Raw genomic sequence first — 16,404 nt, forward strand, 5'->3', positions numbered from 1 at the left:
GTCATCGTTGTATTTGCATGTTCCGCAGGCGACTACGGAAACAAGAGCCGCCTCGCGACGGCCTTGGCGGATCGGACACGGCGATCTTCATCGGAGTGTCCGCTCCGCTTTGGATCCTCTCCTCAAAACGAGGGAAAGGGAAGCATCAGAGTTCCACGCGCAACGCGTTCGCCGCGGTGATCGCCTTCGCTTTCGCCGACGCGATGTCTTCGTCGCGCGCCAACGTGACGGCCATGCGCCGGCGTCCCTTTACCGTGGGCTTGCCGAAGATGCGCAGCTGCGTATCGGGCTGGCCCAGGGCTTCGGCCACGTTGAAATAACGGGGCGCATCACCCTCGCCTTCCACCAGCACCGCGCACGAGGCGGAGGGGCCGAGCTGGCGAATGGCCGGGATGGGCAAGCCGAGGATCGCACGCGCATGCAACGCGAACTCGGAGAGATCCTGCGAAATCAAGGTGACCAGGCCGGTGTCGTGCGGACGCGGGCTCACTTCCGAGAAGATCACCTGGTCGCCCTTGACGAAAAACTCCACGCCGAACACGCCCCAGCCGCCGAGCGCATGGGTGATCGCGGCCGCCTGGCGCTGCGCCTCGGCCAGCGCCGCCTCACTCATTGGCTGCGGCTGCCACGATTCGCGATAGTCGCCATCTTCCTGGCGATGCCCGATGGGGGCGCAAAAGCTCGCACCGTCCTTGTGCTGGACGGTAAGCAGGGTGATTTCGTAGTCGAAATCCACGAAGCCCTCGACGATCACCCGCCCCTTGCCGGCACGCCCGCCGGACTGCGCGTAATCCCAGGCAGCCTGCAGCTCGTCTTCGCGATGCACCACGCTCTGTCCCTTGCCGGACGAGCTCATCACCGGCTTGATCACGAACGGCAGGCCGATTTCGGTGGCGGCGGCACGGTATTCGGCCTCGGTTTCGCAGAAGCGATAGCGCGACGTGGGGAGCGCGAGCTCTTCGGCGGCCAGGCGGCGAATGCCTTCGCGATCCATGGTGAGCCACGCGGCGCGCGCCGTGGGAATCACGCGCAGGCCGCCTTTTTCCAGTTCGACCAGGGTCGGCGTATGGATGGCCTCGATTTCCGGCACCACCAGGTCCGGCTTTTCCTGCTCGATCAGCCGGCGCAACGCGGCGCCATCCAGCATGTCGATCACATGGCTGCGATGGGCCACCTGCATGGCCGGCGCATTCGCATAGCGGTCCACCGCGATCACTTCCACGGCCAAGCGCTGCAGCTCGATGGCCACCTCCTTGCCGAGTTCGCCCGAACCCAGCAGCAGCACGCGCAGGGCGCGGTCGGAATAAGGCGTGCCAAACGGCTTCATCGGTCTCTCCCCGGGGTGGCAAATGCGCATTGTAAGCGGCCGGGACGGGGGCGGCGGAGATGGCGCGCATGACCTGTCGGAAGTCCCATTGACGAATGCCTCGAACCGGCATTGACTGTCTTTGCCACCGTCCCCGCGGAACGACTATGCGCAACCGGACTGCCATGCTCTTGCTGGTGTTGTCGTTGTGCCCCACCCCGGGATCCGTTGCCCGGGCCGAGGGAGTGGCGCCTGCGGATACCACCTGGATGACGGTGCTGTTGGGCGGCCGCAAGATCGGCCATCTCGAGATCAGCCATGAGCGCGTCGGCGATGTGGTCACCACGACGCAGGACCTCGTGATCGAACTCAACCGCGGCGGCAGCGGCGTCCCGCTGGGCGTACTGACCCGCAGCATGGAAAGCAGCGCCGGCGAACCGTTGGGGTTCTATGCGCGCAGCACGCTGTCCTCCTCCGACACGATCGTGGAAGGCAAGCGCCAGCCCGGTGGCGATTTCACGGTAACCACCACCGTCGACGGCAACTCGCGCCAGACCCTCTTGGTCTGGCCGCCTGGCGCGATGCTGGCCGAAGGCCAGCGCCTCGCCCTGGTCAAGGCCGCTAGCCGTCCTGGCGAAAACTACACCATGGACATGTTCGACCCGGCCAGCCAGGCCGTCGCCCGCGTGGCGATGACGGTCATCGGCGACGAAAAGGTGGCCCTGCCCGAAGGCACCATGGTGCTCAGCCACCAGCGCCAGGTACTGAAGACGCCGCGCGGCTCGCAGACCATGGACCTGTGGCTGGACAACGAGGGCTTCGCGCGCAAAGGCATGCTCGACATGCTGGGTCGCAAGCTGGAAATGCTCGCCTGCAGCCGCAAGTGCGCCATGGCGCCGGTGCAGAAGATGGACATGTTCCGCGCGGCGATGGTCGATTCGCCGCGATTGCTGCCCGCCTACCTGCGCAGCTCGTTCCTGCGTTACCGCATCCGCACGCCGGCAGGCAGTCCGCAACCGATCATCGGCACCGACGAACAGCACGTGATGGACCTGGGCCGCGGCAACTGGCTGGTCGATGTCGGCAACCCGCAACCCGGCGGGCAGGCGCCGCCTTCAGGCGAAGACACCTTGCCCAATGCCTGGGTGCAGTCCGACGCACCCGAAATCCGCCAACTGGCGGCGCAGGTCGTGGGCGACGCGCGTGACGACCTGCAGAAGATGCGCCGTCTGCGCAGCTTCGTCAGCGACTACATCACGCAGCACGGGCTGGACGTGGGCTACGCCTCGGCACTGGAAGTGCTGCGCACGCATGACGGCGACTGCACCGAATACGCCGTGCTGCTCGCGGCCTTGGCACGCGCCGAGCACATCCCCACCCGCGTCGTGACCGGCATGGTCTATGCCGACCGCTTTTCCGGCGCGTCGCGCGTGTTCGTGCCCCATGCGTGGGTGCAGTCCTGGATCAACGGGCGCTGGCAGAGTTTCGACGCTGCCCTGCGCCACTTCGACAGCACCCACATTGCCCTGGACACGGGCGATGGCGACCCGTGGCATTTCTTCAACGTCGCCAACCTGTTCGGCCAGCTGCACATCGAGGAAGTGACCCCGACGGGCGAGCTGGCGGGCAACCTGCCACCGCCGACCGTGAGCGAGCCGCCCGTAAGCGCCGGCAACGGACGGTAGCCACGGCACTTGCACTTAGATATCAATTTGATATCAAATCCTCCCAACCAGGGAGGAATCAGCATGAACGAGCGTCAGGGTTTTTCGGTTGCCGGCATACCGATGGTCTTTGTCTGCTTCCTGATGGGCGTGGGAAGCGTCGCACTGTGGATGGAAACAGCTCGCGGCACCACGGGCTATCTTGGCCCGGCGGGCGTGCTTCTCATCGCACTCGCGCTGCTCATGGTGAAGGGGTTCTTTCAGGTCGCCCCCAACGAAGGCCAGGTGTTGCAGCTGTTCGGCAAGTACGCCGGCACCGTGCGCGTGGAGGGCCTGCGCTGGACCAACCCGTTCTGCACCCGCCGGCGCGTCTCGCTTCGCGTGCGCAACTTCGAGAGCGGCAAGCTCAAGGTGAACGACAGCGACGGCAACCCGATCGAGATCGCGGCCGTGGTGGTATGGCAGGTGATCGACACCGCCGAAGCGGTGTTCTGCGTGGACGACTACGAAAACTTCGTCACCATCCAGAGCGAATCCGCACTGCGCCAAATGGCGCAGAACTACCCCTACGACGCGCACGACGACGGCAAGCCCGCGCTGCGCAGCCACGGCGACATCATCAACAACCACCTGCGCGACGAAATCCAGGCACGCTTGGACAAGGCCGGCGTGCGCGTGGTCGAAGCGCGCATCAGCCACCTCGCCTATGCGCAGGAAATCGCGCAGGCCATGCTGCAGCGCCAGCAGGCGAACGCCATCGTGGCGGCGCGCGAGCGCATCGTGGAAGGCGCCGTGGGCATGGTCGCGATGGCGCTGGAAAAACTGCGCCAGCAAGGCGTCGTGGAACTGGACGAAGAGCGCAAGGCCGCCATGGTCAGCAACCTGCTGGTGGTGCTCTGCGGCGACCGCGCCACGCAGCCCGTGGTGAACGCCGGCACGCTCTATGGCGGCTGAGAAAAAGGCCTTTCCCCTGCGCATCAGCGCTGCCGTGCTCGAAGCCATGCAGCGCTGGGCCGACGACGATCTGCGCAGCGTCAATGCGCAGATCGAGTTCGTTTTGCGCGAAGCGTTGCGCAAGCAGGGGCGCCTGAAGAAAGAGGCACCGGAGCCGGTAGCCGACGACGACGCCGACTGAGCGCACGCGGTACCTTGCCGGCGATTCAACACCTCTTGCACACCGGCGGCGCTAGGTTCGCTGCTTGCCCACCCGGCGAGTGACGAGCGGAGAACTTCCATGGCAAACGACTACGCCCCCCTGCCCGACGGCCCGATCCTCTGCGATGCGTGCTCAAGAAGAGGCAAGCAGATCGAGATGCAGCCGCAGGAGACGCTTCCTCCCGATGCGCTCGAATGGGCGAGAAAAGAGAACACGGAACTGCAGAGTTATCGCTGCCCCGAATGCGAGTCGGTGAACACGTTTCGCGTGGACTGAGCACCATCGCAAGATCCGGATGGCCGGCATCCGTTGCCGACGGCAAGCTGCATGTAACGTTTCCATGGAGCACTGCCATGCGCTTCCGCATCACGGGCTTGCCCGCCGAGCCGTTCATCGGCCTGTTCACGCTGTCCGACGAGGAACTCGCCGGGCGTCGCGCCGTGCGCGTGGTGGCCGACCAGCCGCATGGCTATCCGTGTCGCGTCAGCCTGACCGATGCCGAACCGGGGCAGTCGCTGATCCTGCTGCACTACGAGCATCACGCGGTCGACTCGCCCTTTCGATCCAGCCATGCCATCTACATCCGCGAGGGTGAGCAACAGTACGATCGCGTGGACGAGGTGCCCGACCAGCTACGGCGTCGCTTGCTCTCGGTGCGCGGGTTCGATGCGCGCGGCATGTTGCGCGATGCCGACGTCGTCCAGGGCACGGCACTGGAGCCGCTGATCGATCGACTGTTCGCCGACAGCCAGGTGTCCTACCTGCATATCCATATGGCGCGCCCGGGATGCTACGCGGCGCGAGTGGATCGCGCCTAGCGCCTCAACCGGAAGCGCGCGACGGCCGCGGCGCCAGCGCGATGCCCAGGGCCAACCAGCCGAGGATGAACGCCACGCCGCCCAGCGGCGTGATGGCGCCGAACCAGCGCGGCGCGCCCAAGGCCAGGGCGTACAGGCTGCCGCTGAACACCAAAATGCCCAACGGAAAGGCCGCCATCGCGACGCGACGCGCGCGCCCCGGCGTGGCGAGCGCCGCCAGCACCAGCGCCAGCGCATGCCAGAAGTGGTAGCTCACCGCCGTATGCCACAACTCGCTGCCCTGCGCATCGAGGACGCCGCGCAGGGCGTGGGCGCCGAAGGCGTCGAGCATCACGGCGGTCGCACCTGCAAGCCCGATGAGCACGCCAGTGACAAGGGTTGGGTGTCGCATGGAGAGCGCTTCTTTCAACGGCCAGGCGGCCAGTGTCGTATGCTGGGAGGATGATTCCCTTCCATCTTCGCACGACACTCCGCCACGCCGGCCGGCTGACGCTGATGCTCGCACTGCTGCTCGGCAGCCTGTTGCTGGTGGCCTGCAACCGCGGCGACGCCATCGAGTGGCGACTCACCAATGTGACGGGGCATATGCCCGACCTGGACTTCCGCCTGGTCGACGATCAGGGCAAGGCCGTCACCGGGCAGGACTACCGCGGCAAGGTGGTGCTGCTCTATTTCGGCTACACGCATTGCCCGGATGTCTGCCCCCTGACGCTCGCGCAACTGCATGTGGTGATGCAGCGCCTCGGTCCACTGGCCGACGGAGCGCGCATCCTGTTCGTGAGCGTGGACCCCGCGCGCGACACGCCCGCGATCATGCACGCCTACGTGAACGCGTTCGACCCGCGCGCCGTAGGCCTGTCGGGTACGCCGCGCGACATCGAGGCCTTGAGCAAGCGTTACCGTTCCGCCTTCACCCGAGAGCCCGACAAGGGCGACGGGCAATACGAAGTGAGCCACAGCTCGGCCATCTACGTCTTCGATCGCGATGGCAAGGCGCGCCTGCTGGCGACGCCAGCCAATCCGCAGGACGACCTCGTCCACGACCTGCACCTGATGCTGAGCCTGGGGAATCGGACATGATCATTCGCACCGCGCGGGCCCTGCCCTTGCTGGCCACCGGCCTGCTGCTGGCCACCTCGGCGCATGCCGGCGAAGCCGAGCACATCCGTGCCAGCCACGCATGGATCCGCATCCTGCCGGGCGACCTGCCCGCAGGCGCCTATGTCGTGCTGGAAAACACCGGCGATCAGCCAGCCACGTTGCGCAGTGCAAACAGCACCCGCTACGGCAGCGTGATGCTGCACAAGAGCAGCTCCGAAGGCGGCGTCAGCCGCATGGCGATGGTCGAGAGCCTGGTGATCCCCGCGCACGGCGAGGCCGAACTCGCCCCCGGCGGCTACCACCTGATGATGGGCAAGGCGAACCCGCCGGTAAAACCGGGCGACGAGGTGAAGCTCACCCTGCACTTCGACGATGGCAGCACCCTGGATACGGATTTCGTCACGCGCCCGGCGAATGCCACGGACGCCGGCGACGCGCACCAGCACTGACCTGCTTCATGCACGAGCGCCCCCGGTGCGCGATGGCGGTTACCGAGGCACGGCAGGTTCGCGCACCGGGTGCGCTCCTACAAGGCGTCGCTGGCCGCGGCCTGGCGTCGCGGCCATGGTTTCCGGCGGATGCGCCCGTTGCGCGAGAGCCGCAACCATTGGCGCATCGCCAGCAGGCCGCCGATGGACTCGATGATCGCCGCAGGCACCCACATGATCACGCCACCGACCAGCTGCGCGGTAAGCACGTTGAAGGTGAACGCGCGTCCGCAGATCTCGAAGATCGGGTAGAGATCGGTCTTGGAAAACGTGACGATGGCGCCGGCAAGAATCTGCGGCGTCATCGTGATGCCAGGGGAAAGCACGCGCATGCCCGGCGTCATGCGACCGGGCGGGCGCGGCCGGTGATCCAGCACCAGCCACCAGTAGCTGAAGCCGCTGACCAGCATCGACCAGTTCATGAAGCGGTAGATGCGCCAATCCAGCATCGCCAGCGTCTGCATCGACGGGATCAGCCAGACCAGGATGAAGGCGACGAACAGGATGGTCGCGACCGCCGGATTCAGGAACACCGCGCTGAACAGGCGCCAGGGCCACGATCGCAACACCGGCCGCAGCAGGCGGACGCGCCACGGCAACGGCAACCCCTTGCGCAACACCGTTCCCGGGTAGGACGCAATGATCAGCAGCGGCGCCAGGTGATGCAGCAGCACCTGCTGGATGCGATGCATGAAGAATTCATGCTCGAAGAAGAAATCCAGGTACGTGTGCAGCGAGACATAGATCATCGCCATGCCAAGCCAGAACGCCAGCTGGCGACCGATGCCGACCGGCAGGCGACGGCAACCGCGGACATACAGCACGCTGCAGGCCACGAAGCTCAGCAGGAATACCCAGGAAAACTCCCAGGGCACGATCCACTTGATCACGCTTGCCATCATCGAACGATTCCGTGCCGGATCAACGGCGACCGCACATCATAGCCTGCCCGTCTCACCCTGAGACCCGGCGACGGCTGCGGCGCGAACGTCGCCAGCCATAGAGCAGGCCGAACAGCGTCACCAGGGATGGCACCAGCACGATGTTGATGAACTTGAGCCGCAGCCCCAGCGCATCGATCTCGGCATTGAACTGGTGCTGCACGTCGCGCAGTTCCTTGTTGATCGCCAGCTGGCGCCGCAGGAACTGCTCGATCTCCGCGCGCTGTTCCGCACTCGCCGCATCGCCACGCGCCGCCTTGGCCGGCTGCAGCTCGTTCAGGCGCGAGCGCGTGACGGCCAGCTCGCGCTGCAGTTCCTGCTTCTTGGCCAGGTACTTCTGGTCGGCGGCGCTCTGCAGCGCCAGCACGCGCGTGAACGGCCGCTGCGAGCTGACCCTGCCATGGATGGACAGCAGCGCCGAGGAGCCGCTCAGGTTGTCCGCGATATTGGTGATGAAATCGCCGTTGTTGGCGAGCGCGCTGAGCTGCGGCTGGCCGAGCAGGCTCTGCGTGTAGGACACCCACAGGCGATCGCTGAGCAGGTCCGTATCGGCCACCAGGATCACCTCGGCGTTGTCGCCCGATATGCCCAGGTGGCCCGGAAGCCTGGCCCGGTCGGGGAAAGCGCTGGCAAAGGTTCCGCGCACGCGCGCCGCGATCACGTAGTGGTTGTTGTCCGGCTTGTAGTTGTCCAGCAGCCCGCCCGGATTGTTGATCGACTCGCGCACGCGCTGGCTGGGCACGACCTCGGCATCGGTCGTGCTCTGCATCAAGGGTTGCAGGCGCGAGCTGGTTCCCGGCGAGAGATCGAAATAACCCGCGCTGGAGACATTGATGCGCTGCAGGCTCGCGGTGATCACGTCGTCATGGCTGAGCTCCTGCTGCCCGAGGCCAAGCATCGCCGGGTGGATCATCGAGCTGGAGTCGGCAAGTTCGATGCGCAGCGCGCGCGAACGGTCCAGCACCACCTTCTGCGGGTCGTACTGCACGCCCCAGGTCTCGAACAGCTTCGCCAGGTCCGAATTGTGGTCGTCGGTGTTGCCGTTGCTGTCCACGAACGGCGTGTTGTCCATTTCCGCCACCGGATCGACGAACACCACCAGGTGCCCGCCCCGCAATACATACTGGTCGATCGCGTAGAGCGCGTCCGCCGGAAGCGCCTTGGGATGGATCACCAGCAGCGCCTTGATATCGCTGTCGATGCGCTTGAGCCTGCTTGCATCGAGAGCCTTCACGTCGAACTGCTGGCCAAGCTGGCGCATCACCGTCCATGGCTGCTCGCCGATGACCGGGTTGCCTTCCACCGGCAAGCTCGTGATCAGGCCCACGTGCGGCTTGGAAGGCTGGTCCAGCTCGTAGAGCAGCTTGGCGATGTCGTATTCGAGGAAGGTCTCGCGCGTGGGATCGAGCAGCGGAATGCTCAGCGTATTGCCGGGCAGGCGCTCCTCGCTGTCGCTCTCGCTGTCTGCATTGGCCGGCAGCGTGCTGCCCACCAGGCCGAAGAACACGCGCTCGCCGTTGCTGCCGCCGCTGATGGGCGTGAGGCCATGGCCTTCCGCGCTGACCTCGTCATCGGAATACGGCACCGGATCCACGAATTGCAGGCGCAGTCGTCCGTGCGAGCGGGCCACCATCTCCTGCAGCATCTCCCTCACGCGCTGCTCGTAGGTGCGCAACTGCGGAAGATCGCGTGCGGCGTGCTCGGAGAAATACAGCGTGAGCTTCAACGGCGCACGCAGGTTGTCCACGATGTGGATGGTGCCGGGGGTCAGCGTGTACAGGCGATCGGAGGTGAGATCGATGCGCCCCAGTCGCATCCATCGGCTGCTGCCCAGCGTGATGGCAACGAACACGATGGCCAGCAGCACCAGGGCCGCAAGCAGCACCACGCGACGGCGGGAACGAAGGCGCGCCATGGTCATGGCGTCCGCTTCAGGTCGAGCACCAGCACGCCGGCCATCAGCCAGGCCGCCATGCTCAGCACGAAGTACAGCAGGTCGCGCGTATCCAGCACGCCGCGCGAGATCGCCTCGAAATGGCGAAGCATGCTCAGGTGCGCCAGGCCGTTCACCAGCTTGCGCGGCAGCGCGCCCTGGAAGAATTCCATCACCTGCGGCTGCCCCACCAGTATCAGCAGGAAGCACACCACCAGTGTCAGCACGAAGGCCACCACCTGGCTCTGCGTCACCGCCGAGAGGCACGCGCCGATGGCGAGGAAGGCGCCGGCCATCAGCCAGCTGCCGATATAGCCGGCGAGGATCACGCCGTTGTCGGGCGAGCCCAGGTAATTCACCGTGAGCCAGATCGGGAAGGTAAGGAACAAGGCGAGCCCGATGAACAGCCACGCCGCGATGAACTTGCCCAGCATGGCCTGGCCCAGCGTGAGCGGCAGGCTGAGCAGCAGCTCCAGCGTGCCACCCTTGGCCTCTTCCGCCCACATGCGCATCGACACGGCCGGCACCAGCACCAGGTACAGCCAGGGGTGCATCACGAAGAACGGCTGCAAGTCGGCCTGCCTGCGTTCGTAGAAGTCGCCGGCGTAGAAGGTGAGGATGCCGGACATCACCAGGAAGATCACCAGGAACACGTACGCCACCGGCGTGACGAAATAACTGCGCAGCTCGCGCCGCACCACCGCCGCGACGGGACTCATGCCCTGCCCTCCACGCCGGTGGTGATGTGGCGGAACACTTCGTCCAGGCGACCGCGTTCCAGCTGGATCTCGGAGACTTCCAGCCCCTGCTGCCGCAACAGCGTTTCCACCGGTTCGAGGATGCGTTCGCCCGGACGGGGGAATACCGTGATGCGCCCGTCCATCGGATCCACCTCGATCGAAGCCACCTGTGGCAGGCGACCGAGCATTTCCTGCGAGACGCCGCTACCCGGCGCGCTGAAGGACACCGCGCCGTGATAGCGCGAACGCGCCTCCAGCTCGGCCGGCGTGGCGTCGGCGAGCAGCCGGCCATTGGCGATGATCACCACGCGGTTGCACAGCGCATGCACTTCTTCCAGCAGGTGGGTGGAGATGAGGATGGTGCGGTCGCGCGCCATCGCGTCGATCAGCTGCCGCACGGTGTGCTTCTGGTTCGGGTCGAGGCCATCGGTGGGTTCGTCCAGCATCAGCACCTGCGGGTCGTGCACGATGGCCTGCGCCAGGCCCACGCGGCGACGCAGACCCTTGGACAAGGTGTCGATGCACTGGTCGAGCACGCCTTCCAGCTGCAGGCCGCCGACGACGCGTTCGAAGCGCCGAAAGCCTTCGTCACGCTGCAGGCCGCGCATGCGGATGATGAAGGTGAGGAACTCGCGCACCGTCAGTTCGCCGTAGCTCGGCGCGCCCTCGGGCAGATAGCCGAGTGCGCGCTTGGCCTTCAGCGGCTCCTTGAGCACGTCGTGTCCGCAGACGCGTGCCGTGCCCGAACTGGGCGCGAGGAAGCCGGCGATCATGCGCATCACCGTGGTCTTGCCGGCGCCATTGGGGCCAAGCAGGCCCAGCACCTGGCCCGGTTCGGCCCGGAAGCTCAGCGAATCCACGGCGGTCAAGGCGCCGTAGCGCCGGGTGAGCTGTTCGGTTTCGATCATGTCCGGTCGAGGCAAGAGGCGGGCCGCGCAACGCGCATGGCCATCGTGGATCAGCGAGTCGACCCGCAATGTAACCGAAAAGTTCGCCGTTACCGGTCGATGCGGGCATCGGAAATGAAAAGGCCCTTCGCGAGGAAGGGCCTTCTCGATGCGTTGCCGCGGGCGGCTTACTTGCCGGCGGTGCCGGCTTCGGCAGGAGCCGCGGCCGTACTGGACGACGCCGGAGCCTGCTGCTCGGTGCCCTGGTCCAGCGACGGCGGCTTGATGCCGGCTTCCTGTTCCGGGGTCTGGTCCGGCGCCCAGCTCAGCGGCAGGTACACGTCGAACTCGGCGTACTGCGTGACCTGGTCGCCCTGCTTCACTTCCGGCTTGGCTTCGATGTCGTAGAAGCGGTTCACCACTTCGTCGAACTTGTAGCCGTGGGTCTGCGCGTAGGCCTTCATCAGGTCGCGGGTCTGCGGCACGCCGGCGGCGGTGCCGTTCCACACGGCCTTGAGGGCCGGGCCACCGAAGGCCAGGAAGGCGCGCACGTCGTTGTCGACGATCAGGCGGCCGAAGCGGTCATGGCCACCCGGGGTGTTGTCGGCCGGGGCCGCGGCGGCATCGCCACTGGTGCTGGCGCTGGCGGCGGTGGCCAGGTCGGGCGACTTGGCGGCGGCGAGTTCCACGGTCTGGCCGCCGACATTCAGGCTGGTCGCGCTGATCGGCATCGCCACGTCGAACGTGTAGGTCTGGTCGCCGTAGTTGGTGGTGTAGATGATGCGCGGACCGGTGGTGGTCACGCCCAGCTTCTTGGCGGCCGCCTGGATCTGGCCGATGGCCTTGTCGGTCGCATCGTTGAGGGCCTCGAGGCCGCCCTTGCGCTCGATCGAGGTCGACACCAGCAGCACCGGCGTCGGCTGGGTCTGCTCGATGTACGGGATCAGCTTGGTGTAGTCGACGTTCTGCACGCCGGCCAGCACGTTCTGCAGGTTGTTCAGGGTGAACTGGATGAAGGCATCCGGGTCGCCGTGAATGTAGAGGCTGGAATAGCGGTTGATCAGGTTGAAGCCGTAGGCAACGTCATACGACCAGGTCGCCTTGGTCAGCTGGCCGCGGCTGCCCTGGCGCTCGAGGTCGAGCGTGAAGTGCTTGTCGTTGCCACGCCAGTCGTTGTCCAGGTTCCAGACGATGGAAGCCTTGCGGGCCTGCGAGTCGACCTTGTCGAAGCTCGGGTCGGCCGAGGCGATCGTCAGCTTGCCGTTGCCGACCTTCTCGTCCTGGCTGGACCAGGACAGCTCGGCGCCCGGGCCATAGGCCTTGCCGGAGAAGTCGAACTTGATGTTGCGGTCGTACTCGCGCTGCACCGTGTACTCGGGGAAGCGGCGGAAATTGCTCAGCACGTCATAGACCTGACGCATGTCCTTGCCGATGACCAACGACCTTTCCACATGGCCGCTGCCAGGCATAACCACGCCCACCACCACCGCCACGACGGCGACAATGATCAGGGCAACAATAAATTCAAGAACACGCATCATTCCGGGGTTCTCCGCACGTCTCTCTGTATACGGCACTAAGGGCAGTCGAGTCGCCGGAGACCGGCCAGCCACGGGGAAATTCCCGAAGAATCACGTCGTGACGGGGGGTCGGCCAGCGCCGAAGCCACCGATACTACTTGCTCACGCGCAGGAACGCCATCCAGCCGTGAATTGGCCTTCCAGACGCCCGCGAATGGCTATGGCACTGGGCTGGCGGCGTAGCGTCAGACCTTACGGATGCACGGATCGGGGCGTTTTTCGGCGCAGGTGAACGAAGGCGCCGGAATCCGGCGCCTTCGGGGCTTGCGCGAAAGTCTGCGGGACGCTGGCCGTCCCGGCCTGCACCGTCAGACGATGCCCAGCTCCAGCGCCTTCAGCACGGCGCGGGTGCGGTCGCGCACGCCCAGCTTGGAAAGGATGTTCGACACGTGGTTCTTCACCGTGCCCTCGGCCACCTTCAGCGAGTTGGCGATTTCCTTGTTGCTGTAGCCGCCGGACAGGAGGCGCAGGATCTCGGTCTCGCGCTCGGTCAGCGGGTCGGGCTGTTCCAGGCTGGTGAACTGGTTCTGCATGCGGCCGACGCCGGCAAGCAGGCGCTGGGTGACCATGGGCGCGACCAGCGAACCGCCGGCGGCCACGGTGCGCACCGCTTCGACCAGTTGTTCCAGCGATACGTCCTTGAGCAGATAGCCCCGGGCGCCGGCCTTGAGGCCCTGCAGCACCAGCTGGTCGTCGTCGAAGGTGGTCAGGATGATGGTGGGCGGCAGCTCGTTGCGGGCGGACAGGGCCTGCAGCACTTCCAGGCCGCTCATGTTGGGCATGCGGAGGTCGAGCAGCACCACATCGGGCTTGATGCGCGGAATGTCCTGCACGGCCTGCGCACCGTCGGCGCACTCGGCCACCACGCGGATGTCTTCCGCCAGATCGAGCAGGGAGCGGACACCCTGGCGAACCAGGTTCTGGTCATCGACAAGACAGACGGAAATCATCGTGAATCCTCGAAGCGGTTGCGGCCTGCGTCCGATGCCCGCGGCCAACGGAGAAACAAGCCCGGCCCCTGCCCCTGCATGGTCCGGACTCTTACGATGCGGCTATCCAAGCCCCGCATTCTGGCATGACCCACCAAGCCGGGGTGCATTCTTTACACCGTCCCCAGCGCGGGAGGTTCGAACCGTGACGGCGTATGCGCCAGCTCCGGCGCCTCGCCCAGCGGCAGCCGCACGGTGAGTGCAAAGCCCTGCATCAGCGCAGGGTCCACCGTGACGCTGCCCTCGAACTCGGTCAGGCGCTCGCGCATGCCCGACAGGCCATTGCCCGGCTTGAAGTTGGCGGCGCCACGCCCGTCGTCGCGGGCGGACAGCTCCAGCAGGTTGGCGTTGACGTAGTCGAAGCGCAGCCACAGGTTGCGCGCCGCGGCATGCTTGGCGGCATTGGTGATGATTTCCTGCGCACAGCGCAGCAATACCTGGGCCCGGCGCGGGTCTTCCACGCTGAAGCGCGGCGGCGTCTCCACGTGCACGCGCAGGCCGGGCACGCCTTCGATGAGGCTGCGCAACGCCTGCGTGAGATCGATGGCGTCGTCCTGGCGAAGCTCGCTGACCACCTCGCGCACATCCGACAGCAGGTGCTTGGCGGTGACCTGCGCCTTCTGCACGTGCTCGGCCGCCTGCGGATTGACCAGGTGGCTGGCCACTTCCAGGTTGAGGCTGAGTGCGGTCAGGTGATGGCCGACCAGATCGTGCAGGTCGCGCGCGATGCGCATGCGCTCGGCGATACGGGTGGACTCGGCCAGCAGCGCGCGCGTGGCGCGCAGTTCGGAGTTGAGGCGACGCTGGATCTCGCGCTCCTCCGCCTGCAGGCTCGCGATCATCGAGGTGAAGAACACCAGTGCCGAGATGCCCAGGTACATGCACACCTGCAGGACCGCCGTCACGATGGTCCAGCCCATGTAGCTGGCGATGATCGGGATCAGCATCAGGTTCTGCAGCAGCATCCACAGCAGCCCGGCGCCGACCGGCAGCTGCCAGGGCAGCACCACCGCGATCACCAGCATCAGCATCGCCGACAGGCCGCTCTGGCTGAACCAGCCCATCGCCACCGCCGAGCCGGTCAGGACCACGAGGCCCAGCAGCTGCGGCAGCGACGGATAGCCGACCTGCCGCGTCATGCTCGATCGGCGCGTCAGCAACAGATAGGTGAGCCCGAAGATCAGGTACGAGAGGACCCATCCCGTGATATTCGGGTTGCTCCACCAGGAACTGACCTGCGCCAGGCTCCAGCTGCCGGGCAGCAGCGGCAGGGCGACGCAGAGATACGTCGTAAGGCCGGCATACCGCAGCAGCCGGATGTGGTTGATGTTGGACCATGCCATGCACGCATCATCAGCCGCCGGCGGGCGTGGTGCAATGCGTGAGAAGTCACTCCCCTACCCCTGCCGAAAGGCACGCCCGCTGGCCTAAGGCAGCACTGGACAAGTCAAGTATCGCCATCGGCATCACCCCTTCACCTGAACCAATACGCTGGGGCTCGCCCTGTCTGTCCGCAGGCCGAAGGGCCGCTGGCGCACGCGGGGAGCGGCCATGGATGGCCGCGGCTTTGAGGAGCGAGGAAGGCGACTGGCTGTCTGTTGAGACAGCGGCCCTTCGGCCTGCGGACAGACAGGGCGAGTGACGACGCGAAGCTAGTCCCGTGGGACGACGGCGATGCTTGTTCAGTGCTGCCTTTACGAAGGTTTTACATGGTGCGCCGTGATATGTGCGGGCGCCGTACGCATGTCATAATGGCGACTGTTACGTGGGGCCGCTTCAAACGGTCTTGTCCTCGAACCACACAAAGCGGAGCAACGAATGGCCCTTGCCATCCGCGACGTGCGAGAGCACGACCTGGATGCCGTACTGGCGCTCAACAACGCCGCCGGCCGCACCATCCTCGCCCTGGACTCGACCCAACTGCGCTTCTTCTTTGATCACGCGGATTATTTCCGCGTGGCCGAGATCGACGGCCACCTGGCCGGCTTCCTGATCGCCCTGCGCGACGGCAGCGACTACGACAGCACGAACTACCACTGGTTTTCCGAGCACTACCCGCAGTTCGTCTACATCGACCGCATCGTCATCGCCAACGCCTACCGCCGCCATGGCCTGGGTCGCATCTTCTACTGCGACGTGACCAGCTATGCCGAGGTCCGCGTGCCCCTGCTCACCTGCGAGGTGTTCCTGGAGCCGCGCGACGACGTGGTGGTGCTGTTCCATGGCACCTACGGCTTCCAGGAAGTGGGCCAGCAGCGCATGGCCGCCGACGGCCCGCAGGTCAGCCTGCTGGCCAAGGACCTGCCCAGCTACGCCTTCGTGCGCGAAACCTACCTGGACCATGACGGCCTGCCCGACGTGCCGTGGCTGGCCGAGCGCCCGCGTCCTCTCCATCACCCTGACACCACCCGGCGCCGCCTCGCGGGAGAGCGGCGCCCATGAATGCGCGAATGGATACACAAGAAGCCTGCGACCTGCGTTTTGGCCAGGTCGGCATCGCCAACGTGCGCGTGCGCCGTGCCGATGCCGCCGCCCTCTGCGACGAACTGGAACGCCGCGTGCGTGCCGCGCCGCAACTGTTTTCCCGCGCCGCCGTGGTGCTGGACCTCAGCCATCTGCTGAACCTGCCCGACGACGGCACGGTCGATGCGCTGCTGGAAGCCGTGCGCAGCGCCGGCATGATGCCGGTGGGCCTGGCCTACGGCACCAGCGAGGTGGAAGCCCTCTCGCGCCGCATGGGCCTGCCGCTGATCGCCAAGTTCCGTGCGGCCTACGAGCCGGCCGACGGCGGCAGCATCGCG

The 16,404-nt window shown here is 66.1% G+C and carries 17 protein-coding genes and 1 pseudogene; 9 read left to right on the plus strand and 9 right to left on the minus strand.

Annotated features, from left to right (window positions below; translation table 11 throughout):
- Positions 1–145: 145 nt before the first annotated feature.
- Positions 146–1,327 carry a formate-dependent phosphoribosylglycinamide formyltransferase gene (gene purT / locus JMF82_RS13385; RefSeq protein WP_201315065.1) on the minus strand — a complete coding sequence of 394 codons (1,182 nt, stop codon included), beginning with the start codon at positions 1,325–1,327 and terminating at the stop codon, positions 146–148.
- Positions 1,328–1,473: 146 nt separating this feature from the next.
- On the opposite strand from purT, the gene JMF82_RS13390 reads away from it, so the two are divergent.
- From JMF82_RS13390 to JMF82_RS13410, 5 genes are all read left to right on the plus strand, one after another.
- Positions 1,474–2,991, plus strand: coding sequence for a transglutaminase-like domain-containing protein (locus JMF82_RS13390; RefSeq protein ID WP_201315066.1), 1,518 nt, complete (start codon positions 1,474–1,476; stop codon positions 2,989–2,991).
- A 63-nt stretch (positions 2,992–3,054) separates the two neighbouring features.
- The gene (locus JMF82_RS13395; protein WP_201315067.1) at positions 3,055–3,924 is read left to right on the plus strand and encodes an SPFH domain-containing protein; all 870 of its coding nucleotides are present in this window, start codon (positions 3,055–3,057) and stop codon (positions 3,922–3,924) included.
- Entirely contained in the window at positions 3,914–4,105 is a 192-nt protein-coding gene (locus tag JMF82_RS13400) for an Arc family DNA-binding protein (protein ID WP_201315068.1), read from the plus strand. Before JMF82_RS13395 ends, JMF82_RS13400 begins: the two co-directional genes overlap by 11 nt.
- Positions 4,106–4,204: 99 nt before the next feature.
- Positions 4,205–4,402 carry a hypothetical protein gene (locus tag JMF82_RS13405; protein ID WP_201315069.1) on the plus strand — a complete coding sequence of 66 codons (198 nt, stop codon included), beginning with the start codon at positions 4,205–4,207 and terminating at the stop codon, positions 4,400–4,402.
- Between the two features lie 77 nt (positions 4,403–4,479).
- Positions 4,480–4,944, plus strand: coding sequence for a DUF1203 domain-containing protein (locus JMF82_RS13410; RefSeq protein ID WP_201315070.1), 465 nt, complete (start codon positions 4,480–4,482; stop codon positions 4,942–4,944).
- A gap of 4 nt (positions 4,945–4,948) precedes the next feature.
- Here the strand turns inward: JMF82_RS13410 and JMF82_RS13415 are convergent, their stop codons facing one another.
- Positions 4,949–5,335, minus strand: coding sequence for a DUF423 domain-containing protein (locus JMF82_RS13415; protein WP_201315071.1), 387 nt, complete (start codon positions 5,333–5,335; stop codon positions 4,949–4,951).
- Positions 5,336–5,439: 104 nt separating this feature from the next.
- Between JMF82_RS13415 and JMF82_RS13420 the strand changes: the two genes are divergently transcribed.
- Positions 5,440–6,024, plus strand: coding sequence for an SCO family protein (locus tag JMF82_RS13420; RefSeq protein ID WP_236585465.1), 585 nt, complete (start codon positions 5,440–5,442; stop codon positions 6,022–6,024).
- A complete protein-coding gene (locus tag JMF82_RS13425) occupies positions 6,021–6,494 on the plus strand; it encodes a copper chaperone PCu(A)C (protein ID WP_201315073.1) in 474 nt (157 codons plus the stop codon). Before JMF82_RS13420 ends, JMF82_RS13425 begins: the two co-directional genes overlap by 4 nt.
- Positions 6,495–6,571: 77 nt before the next feature.
- Here JMF82_RS13425 and JMF82_RS13430 read toward each other — a convergent pair whose 3' ends face one another.
- The 7 genes from JMF82_RS13430 to JMF82_RS13460 form a co-directional block, all read right to left on the minus strand.
- Positions 6,572–7,435 carry a cytochrome c oxidase assembly protein gene (locus JMF82_RS13430; RefSeq protein WP_201315074.1) on the minus strand — a complete coding sequence of 288 codons (864 nt, stop codon included), beginning with the start codon at positions 7,433–7,435 and terminating at the stop codon, positions 6,572–6,574.
- A 52-nt stretch (positions 7,436–7,487) separates the two neighbouring features.
- Positions 7,488–9,395 (minus strand): Gldg family protein, encoded by a 1,908-nt coding sequence (locus tag JMF82_RS13435; RefSeq protein WP_236585466.1) that lies wholly within the window; start codon positions 9,393–9,395, stop codon positions 7,488–7,490.
- Positions 9,392–10,126, minus strand: a complete 735-nt coding sequence (locus JMF82_RS13440; RefSeq protein WP_201315075.1) for an ABC transporter permease subunit — start codon at positions 10,124–10,126, stop codon at positions 9,392–9,394. The genes JMF82_RS13435 and JMF82_RS13440 overlap by 4 nt, the downstream gene beginning before the upstream one ends.
- Entirely contained in the window at positions 10,123–11,055 is a 933-nt protein-coding gene (locus JMF82_RS13445; protein ID WP_201315076.1) for an ABC transporter ATP-binding protein, read from the minus strand. The genes JMF82_RS13440 and JMF82_RS13445 overlap by 4 nt, the downstream gene beginning before the upstream one ends.
- 167 nt (positions 11,056–11,222) lie before the next feature.
- The gene (locus JMF82_RS13450; RefSeq protein WP_201315077.1) at positions 11,223–12,575 is read right to left on the minus strand and encodes a polyketide cyclase; all 1,353 of its coding nucleotides are present in this window, start codon (positions 12,573–12,575) and stop codon (positions 11,223–11,225) included.
- Positions 12,576–12,922: 347 nt separating this feature from the next.
- On the minus strand, positions 12,923–13,564 hold the full coding sequence (locus JMF82_RS13455; protein WP_026635939.1) for a response regulator transcription factor: 642 nt from the start codon (positions 13,562–13,564) through the stop codon (positions 12,923–12,925).
- 152 nt (positions 13,565–13,716) lie between these two features.
- On the minus strand, positions 13,717–14,946 hold the full coding sequence (locus JMF82_RS13460) for a sensor histidine kinase (protein ID WP_201315078.1): 1,230 nt from the start codon (positions 14,944–14,946) through the stop codon (positions 13,717–13,719).
- A gap of 475 nt (positions 14,947–15,421) precedes the next feature.
- Here JMF82_RS13460 and JMF82_RS13465 point away from each other — a divergent pair, with 475 nt between their 5' ends.
- Both JMF82_RS13465 and minC read left to right on the plus strand, forming a co-directional pair.
- On the plus strand, positions 15,422–16,045 hold the full coding sequence (locus tag JMF82_RS13465; protein ID WP_201315079.1) for a GNAT family N-acetyltransferase: 624 nt from the start codon (positions 15,422–15,424) through the stop codon (positions 16,043–16,045).
- Positions 16,042–16,404: pseudogene (minC, locus tag JMF82_RS13470) on the plus strand (septum site-determining protein MinC); the annotation flags it as partial. The gene JMF82_RS13465 and the pseudogene minC, both read left to right, overlap by 4 nt.

Source organism: Dyella sp. EPa41 (assembly GCF_016586165.1).
In the GTDB taxonomy this organism is placed as follows: domain Bacteria; phylum Pseudomonadota; class Gammaproteobacteria; order Xanthomonadales; family Rhodanobacteraceae; genus Dyella.

Coding starts and splice junctions, on each gene's coding strand:
- JMF82_RS13425 (WP_201315073.1), top strand. CDS start 6,021: ATGATCATTCGCACCGCGCGGGCCCTGCCCTTGCTGGCCACCGGCCTG.
- JMF82_RS13440 (WP_201315075.1), bottom strand. CDS start 10,126: ATGAGTCCCGTCGCGGCGGTGGTGCGGCGCGAGCTGCGCAGTTATTTC.
- JMF82_RS13430 (WP_201315074.1), bottom strand. CDS start 7,435: ATGATGGCAAGCGTGATCAAGTGGATCGTGCCCTGGGAGTTTTCCTGG.
- JMF82_RS13395 (WP_201315067.1), top strand. CDS start 3,055: ATGAACGAGCGTCAGGGTTTTTCGGTTGCCGGCATACCGATGGTCTTT.
- JMF82_RS13400 (WP_201315068.1), top strand. CDS start 3,914: ATGGCGGCTGAGAAAAAGGCCTTTCCCCTGCGCATCAGCGCTGCCGTG.
- JMF82_RS13390 (WP_201315066.1), top strand. CDS start 1,474: ATGCGCAACCGGACTGCCATGCTCTTGCTGGTGTTGTCGTTGTGCCCC.
- purT (WP_201315065.1), bottom strand. CDS start 1,327: ATGAAGCCGTTTGGCACGCCTTATTCCGACCGCGCCCTGCGCGTGCTG.
- JMF82_RS13460 (WP_201315078.1), bottom strand. CDS start 14,946: ATGGCATGGTCCAACATCAACCACATCCGGCTGCTGCGGTATGCCGGC.
- JMF82_RS13455 (WP_026635939.1), bottom strand. CDS start 13,564: ATGATTTCCGTCTGTCTTGTCGATGACCAGAACCTGGTTCGCCAGGGT.
- JMF82_RS13450 (WP_201315077.1), bottom strand. CDS start 12,575: ATGATGCGTGTTCTTGAATTTATTGTTGCCCTGATCATTGTCGCCGTC.
- JMF82_RS13410 (WP_201315070.1), top strand. CDS start 4,480: ATGCGCTTCCGCATCACGGGCTTGCCCGCCGAGCCGTTCATCGGCCTG.
- JMF82_RS13435 (WP_236585466.1), bottom strand. CDS start 9,395: ATGACCATGGCGCGCCTTCGTTCCCGCCGTCGCGTGGTGCTGCTTGCG.
- JMF82_RS13420 (WP_236585465.1), top strand. CDS start 5,440: ATGCTCGCACTGCTGCTCGGCAGCCTGTTGCTGGTGGCCTGCAACCGC.
- JMF82_RS13415 (WP_201315071.1), bottom strand. CDS start 5,335: ATGCGACACCCAACCCTTGTCACTGGCGTGCTCATCGGGCTTGCAGGT.
- JMF82_RS13445 (WP_201315076.1), bottom strand. CDS start 11,055: ATGATCGAAACCGAACAGCTCACCCGGCGCTACGGCGCCTTGACCGCC.
- JMF82_RS13465 (WP_201315079.1), top strand. CDS start 15,422: ATGGCCCTTGCCATCCGCGACGTGCGAGAGCACGACCTGGATGCCGTA.
- JMF82_RS13405 (WP_201315069.1), top strand. CDS start 4,205: ATGGCAAACGACTACGCCCCCCTGCCCGACGGCCCGATCCTCTGCGAT.